This window comes from Microcystis sp. M31BS1 (assembly GCF_020245285.1).
Lineage (GTDB): Bacteria > Cyanobacteriota > Cyanobacteriia > Cyanobacteriales > Microcystaceae > Microcystis > Microcystis panniformis.
Genome location: NZ_JADBVE010000371.1, coordinates 1 through 5733, shown reverse-complemented (window position 1 = coordinate 5733; position 5733 = coordinate 1). Strand labels below are relative to the sequence as shown.

At 44.3% G+C, this 5733-nt stretch carries 7 protein-coding genes; 3 read left to right on the top strand and 4 right to left on the bottom strand.

What is annotated here, in order from left to right; genetic code table 11:
• The first annotated feature begins 259 nt into the window (after nt 1-259).
• Nucleotides 260-850, top strand: a complete 591-nt coding sequence (gene recR / locus IM509_RS20890; protein WP_043999193.1) for a recombination mediator RecR — start codon at nt 260-262, stop codon at nt 848-850.
• Nucleotides 851-1228: 378 nt separating this feature from the next.
• On the opposite strand, the gene ctpB is transcribed toward recR, so the two are convergent.
• Nucleotides 1229-2554 (bottom strand): carboxyl-terminal processing protease CtpB, encoded by a 1326-nt coding sequence (gene ctpB, locus IM509_RS20885; protein WP_072926925.1) that lies wholly within the window; start codon nt 2552-2554, stop codon nt 1229-1231.
• A 142-nt stretch (nt 2555-2696) separates the two neighbouring features.
• Nucleotides 2697-3116, bottom strand: coding sequence for an NUDIX hydrolase (locus IM509_RS20880; RefSeq protein ID WP_052278070.1), 420 nt, complete (start codon nt 3114-3116; stop codon nt 2697-2699).
• Between IM509_RS20880 and IM509_RS20875 the strand changes: the two genes are divergently transcribed.
• Nucleotides 3049-3267 carry a hypothetical protein gene (locus IM509_RS20875; RefSeq protein ID WP_287717341.1) on the top strand — a complete coding sequence of 73 codons (219 nt, stop codon included), beginning with the start codon at nt 3049-3051 and terminating at the stop codon, nt 3265-3267. The genes IM509_RS20880 and IM509_RS20875 overlap by 68 nt on opposite strands.
• Here IM509_RS20875 and IM509_RS20870 read toward each other — a convergent pair.
• On the bottom strand, nt 3232-3591 hold the full coding sequence (locus tag IM509_RS20870) for a four helix bundle protein (protein WP_052278071.1): 360 nt from the start codon (nt 3589-3591) through the stop codon (nt 3232-3234). The two genes, IM509_RS20875 and IM509_RS20870, sit on opposite strands and share 36 nt — an antisense overlap.
• Before the next feature lie 36 nt (nt 3592-3627).
• Complete coding sequence (locus IM509_RS20865) at nt 3628-4287, bottom strand: single stranded DNA-binding domain-containing protein (RefSeq protein ID WP_052278072.1); 660 nt, start codon at nt 4285-4287, stop codon at nt 3628-3630.
• 89 nt (nt 4288-4376) lie between these two features.
• On the opposite strand from IM509_RS20865, the gene folD reads away from it, so the two are divergent.
• Nucleotides 4377-5234, top strand: coding sequence for a bifunctional methylenetetrahydrofolate dehydrogenase/methenyltetrahydrofolate cyclohydrolase FolD (folD, locus tag IM509_RS20860; RefSeq protein WP_185237110.1), 858 nt, complete (start codon nt 4377-4379; stop codon nt 5232-5234).
• Nucleotides 5235-5733 lie beyond the last annotated feature (499 nt).

The following is a 5733-nucleotide window of genomic DNA, read 5'->3' as shown; positions in this document are numbered from 1 at the left end:
TCTTCGTTACTTGTTATGGTTCGATAGGGGGGCATAAATCGACTAAATCCTTATCTGGCAAGAGACTTAATTGATTAGTTCGCTCTAGAGCAAAAACAATTGACAAAAATCGCTAAATGCCTTTCTCTATAAGGGTTCCATACCTTATAACCCCCGTCCATTGCATAACACAAACCGAAGAGCCTAACTTACCCACTGATAACTGATAACTTACCCACTGATAACTGATAACTGATAACTGATAAGAGGATTAACTGCTATTTATACACCGCCTTTAGCTCGTTTGATCGAGCAGTTACAAAAATTACCCGGGGTGGGACCCAAAAGCGCCCAACGTCTGGCCTTGTATATTCTCAAACGACCGGAACAGGATGCGATCGAATTGGCCCAGGCGATCGTAGCAGCGAAAAAACAAGTAGGATTATGTCAGGTTTGTTTTCATCTTTCGGCCGAACCGATTTGTGAAATTTGCCGCAATCCTAACCGGGAAACGGGGACTATCTGTGTGGTAGCTGATTCCAGAGATGTGATTGCTTTGGAGAAAACTAGGGAATATTCGGGCAAATATCACGTTTTGGGCGGTGTTATCTCACCTATGGATGGAATTGGACCGGATCAATTAAATATACAGTCTTTAGTCACCAGAGTCAGCCAGAAAAAAATTCAGGAAGTTATCTTAGCTATCAGTCCCAGTGTCGAAGGGGAAACCACGACTTTGTATATCGGGGGTTTACTGAAACCCTTCACTAAAGTTACCCGTATCGCTTTCGGGTTGCCCATGGGCGGCGATCTGGAATACGCTGATGAAGTAACTTTAGCGAGAGCTTTAGAAGGTCGTCGGGAATTGTAAAATCTCGCCAAGGTTGGGATTAAGTAGGGCTTGCTGAATAAATGTGAAATGTAGGCAAGGTAAGGGTTTTGTGGCTTTTCTCGTGAAACAGGTGCAAGATTTTGAGAGAATCGTGCTTCAACACCCTGCGTCTTCATCGGCCCGCGTCCTGTAGGGGCGAAGCATTCGGGCAATAACCTATCGGTGAAACCGGAGATTTTCTATCCGAATGCTTCGCCCGTACTTTTTGCCGCAAACCCTAAGTAGGGAGGCACAATTATTTGTAGGATGGGTTAGCGGTAGTGTAAACTATGCGGGCGTTGGGTTTCATGCTTCAACCCAACCTACGTTCATCTTATATTTAATTCCACCCACCTACTTAGACATTATTGAGGACAATTATTCGGCCCGACTACTCAAAGGGTTATTGAGATTGCCAGTGCCAGGACGTTTGACACTATGGGATTGTAGGAGTGAGATCGCCTGTTGGTACTGGGGATCATCCTTAGTTCCCAGCAAAGAAGGATCATCGCGGAAGCGCAGCTGTTGTTCCCGGGTTAACTCGATCTGCACATCGGGTTTAATGCCTTTTTTGTAGATATTTTCGCCGTTGGGGGGATAATAACGGGCAATTGTCACCGCTAAACCAGAACCGTCGGAGAGGGTGTGTACCGATTGGACGGTACTCTTGCCATAGGTCGATGTACCTACTAAAGTCGCCCGGCCATTTTCTTTTAGCGCTCCAGCGAGGATTTCGCTGGCACTCGCTGAACCTTTATTAACCAAGACTACTAGGGGTAAATCGGTAATAGCGGTGTTATTGGCGATAAATTGACGATCTCCGCCCCGTCGATCGATGGTGCTAACGATTTTGCCCTGTTTCATCCACATACGAGCGATATCGACACTAGCAAATAGTAACCCGCCGGGGTTGCCCCGTAGATCGAGAACATAGCCGGATATCTGTTGTTGACTTAATTCCTCGATCGCCTGTTTCATTTGTTCGGCTGCGTGGGAACTAAATTCATCCAGTTTGATATAACCAACTTTCACCCCACCTTCCTGTTTAAGGGTATAGCTAACGGAGGGGATTTCGATATCTACCCGGGTCAAAGTCACTTCAAATACCCCTTGATTGGGACGGGCAAGCTGTAAACTAACGCTAGTACCCACTTCTCCCTGTAGTGCCTCCATTGCCTGTTCTAGGGTCATTAAAGCGGTGGGTTTGCCATTAATTCTGATCAGGCGATCGCCGCTTTTCACTCCCGCTTCCTTGGCGGGGGATTTTTTCACCGTATCGACAACAACCAGATCGCTAGTGCGTTTATCGAGAGCTAAACGTACCCCAATTCCCGATAATTCTCCGGAAGTTTGACTGGTGAGGACAGAAAATTCCCTAGGAGTTAAAAAACGGGTATAAGTATCACCCAATTCCTTTAAAGCTTCGCGGATTGCTGTGTAAGCTTGTTGGGGATTAGTATAATTTCTGCTTAACAATTCTTGACGTTTTTTTTGCCAGTCAATTTGATGAAAACCACGATCTACAAATTCATTATTAACAATTTGCCAAACTTGGTCGATGACTGCTTTCGGGTTATCTTCTAAGGGTTTTTCCCCTTTGGCTGCGGGGGTGAGGACCATCAGGGAACTAACTGCTAGGGTAGCGATCGCACCTCCAGATAGGAGTTTCTGCACGGAAACGAACGAGGGACGCGACTGGTTCATAAAGACAAAGCCAAAATAAGATTGACGTTTCAATAAAGCCATTCAAAAAGCGGGAGCATTTTGCCTTCGAGGGAGGTGAGGAGCAGTGTTAACTACGACTTTCGTATAGATAAGGGAGTTCCTTGTCTGGCTCTAATATCCACTATAATTCTAGTTCTATAAAATCGAGCAATATCTGACGATGAATTTTTCCTAAAGGACGAGTCTGATTAATCTTCTGCGAATAGTATTCCCCTTGAAGGATGGCAGCCGGAGGTAATAATGCTAAATCTTGCCCTTCCGTTTGCACTAATTTTTCTAATTCCACGGTCAGGGGTACATGATAAAGATAACGAGAGAGATTATCATCGTTGTAAGAGCGAAAATAGCGTAAACTAGGGGCTTCGTAGTTAATTTCTTCTTTTAACTCTCGTTTTAACCCTATTTCTGGACTTTCACCCGCTTCCAAGTGACCACCAAATAAACCCCACACCCCCGGATAGAGAATCGTCGGGATGTCGTCGCGCAACTGCATTAAAAAGCGACCGTCCTGTTCTAAAATCGCCAAAGCAACAAATATCATCAGTTATCAGTTATCAGTTATCAGTTATCAGTTATCAGTTATCAGTTATCAGTTATCAGTTATCGGTTATCGGTTATCGGTTATCGGTTATCGGTTATCGGTTATCGGTTATCGGTTATCGGTTTTTGGTATTTTCTTGGCAGGTTTTTAGAATAGCCCAAAGCATTTTCCCAATTTCCTCCGCGTCATCATTAATACTTTGAAAGGCTCTTTCCTCTATGTAATTCGTGTCTTTCAATAGAGACAGCCAATACTTTGTTTCTAGACATTCTTTATAAGCTATTGACATTTTAGCTCGAAAATCAGCTTGAGAAATAGCTCCATTAGCCTCGGCAATGTTAGCCCCGATTGAAGTGCCACTCCTTAATAGCTGTTTTGACAAAATATATTCTTGTTTAGTTTCACACAAATATTTATAGCCTTTAACAATCCTAATGGCAAATTTATAAGCTTTGTCATAAACTTTACTCTCCATCTGTTTACCCCGCTACTGATTACTGATTACTGATTACTATTTCTCGTTTTGTTTATGGGGTAAAAAGAAAGCATCGAGGGGATCTGGGACGGGTTTAATCACTGCGGGGGGATTGGGTTTAACGGGGGTAACGACGGGAGTTTCTGGGGGTTTTGTTGCGGTTGCGGTGGGAATTGTCACCTGTCGGGGATTTTCCAGGGGTTTAGTTGAGACTGGGGGAGAATTATTTTCTGGGGGTTTAACTTCTGAGGTGGGGGAAGGTTTAATTTCTGGGGACGGGGAAGGAGTGGGAACCGAATTAACAGCTACTGCATCCATCTGTTCTAATTCCACCACATACACCTCGTTAACGGTTTGGGAACCTTGGGGAATAGCTTCAAAGTCAATTTTGCCCTTAATGACGATTTCTTCGCCTTGACGGGGTAATTTATTGCTATTGGTGCGAATCCAAATCTTACCGGACCCATCCTGCAAAAGATAGGCTCCTCCCGCTAAAAAAGGGGCATAATTGCTGACAGTTCCCCTAAGATAAACTAAAGCGCCTTTTGGTTTTTCCTGTAATTGCTCGATCGCTGTTAGGGGAGGATCACCGATGTAGGGAACGGCAATACCGAGGTCAGCAAGGGTACTACAACCGAATAACCCTAGCAATAATAATAAACTGCTGATGCGCCCTACACGAGTCTGGATAGACATTCTTGCTTTAACCTTAACGAGTGCGATTAGCCAATCTTTTTGACCATAGAATAGATCCGAAAGATTTTTGTTCTCGGTATTATCATAGAATGTCCGTAACTACTTGCCAAATTCTCGACGGGAAAGCCTTAGCTCAAAAAATCCAGCTTGGTCTAGGAGAGCGCATCCAGACGCTAAAATCTTCAATGGGAAGACCTCCGGGGTTAGCGGTGTTGATGGTGGGGGATAATCCTGCTAGTGCCGTTTATGTACGCAATAAGGAGAAAGCTTGTACTAAAATCGGCATGGCCTCTTTTGGTCGTCATTTTCCTACCGATACAAGTGAACTAGAAATTTTAGCGGAAATTGTCCGTCTCAATCAAGATGAGCGGGTGGACGGGATTTTAATTCAATTACCCTTACCTAAGCATTTAGACGCGGTTTCCCTTCTCTACCAAATTGACCCGAAAAAAGATGCTGATGGTTTACATCCTCTCAATTTAGGCGGTTTAGTGCGGGGTGATGACTGTATCCGCAGTTGTACTCCTGCGGGGGTCATGGCACTGCTGAAAGAATATAATATTCCCATAGCCGGTAAGCACGCGGTGGTGGTGGGTCGCAGTATTCTAGTGGGGAAACCTTTAGCTTTAATGTTATTGGAGGAAAACGCTACGGTAACTATTGCTCACTCGCGCACGGAAAATCTGGCAGAAATAACCAGAAGTGCCGATATTTTAGTACCTGCGGTCGGTAAAGCGAATTTAATCACCCCGGATATGGTAAAACCTGATGCGGTGGTGGTGGATGTGGGGATTAATCGTGTCGCTGACCGTTTGGTGGGAGATGTGGACTATGCGGGGGTTTTAGAAGTGGCTAGTTATCTTACTCCTGTCCCCGGGGGTGTCGGTCCGATGACGGTGGCAATGTTATTAAAAAATACCTTGTTAAGTTACGAACGTAAGTTATAAATCCGCAGCTACCAGCTATCAGCTATTCAGCGATTCTACCGATACAATTTTGTCAATCTAGCAAGTGGGGATTTTTACGGGGAAACTCTCTTTTAAAATTGGGCTTTACTTTTGATTTTATTACTCAATCCAAGCTTTTGGGGGGTTCTACCCCCCAAACCCCCCGTTGGGGGCGTGGCGCCGCCCCCAAACCCCCCGCGCATTAGTTTTTCGGTGGGATGCTTACAGGCAGCCGCTGACGCATCTGTAATAATTTAAGCGTCACTGATAATTGCTGATTGTCGGTATTTCTGCAAATGTGAGATGCACCTACTTGATTTTTTTTAACTATGTTGGTAGGATTTTACAAAACTGGATAGACTATACTTTGCACGGCTACAACTTGCATTTTTTACTCAAGGACAATAATATAGTTTAAGAGTCATAATTAGAAGCAAAGCACTCATTAAAAACATGATTAACCTAGAATTCACGGAAGAAGAAAAGAACTCACTGTATT

Excerpts from the sequence above, each read along its gene's own strand:
- ctpB (WP_072926925.1), bottom strand. The coding sequence starts at position 2,554 with ATGAACCAGTCGCGTCCCTCGTTCGTTTCCGTGCAGAAACTCCTATCT.
- folD (WP_185237110.1), top strand. The coding sequence starts at position 4,377 with ATGTCCGTAACTACTTGCCAAATTCTCGACGGGAAAGCCTTAGCTCAA.
- IM509_RS20880 (WP_052278070.1), bottom strand. The coding sequence starts at position 3,116 with ATGATATTTGTTGCTTTGGCGATTTTAGAACAGGACGGTCGCTTTTTA.
- IM509_RS20870 (WP_052278071.1), bottom strand. The coding sequence starts at position 3,591 with ATGGAGAGTAAAGTTTATGACAAAGCTTATAAATTTGCCATTAGGATT.
- IM509_RS20875 (WP_287717341.1), top strand. The coding sequence starts at position 3,049 with ATGTCGTCGCGCAACTGCATTAAAAAGCGACCGTCCTGTTCTAAAATC.
- IM509_RS20865 (WP_052278072.1), bottom strand. The coding sequence starts at position 4,287 with ATGTCTATCCAGACTCGTGTAGGGCGCATCAGCAGTTTATTATTATTG.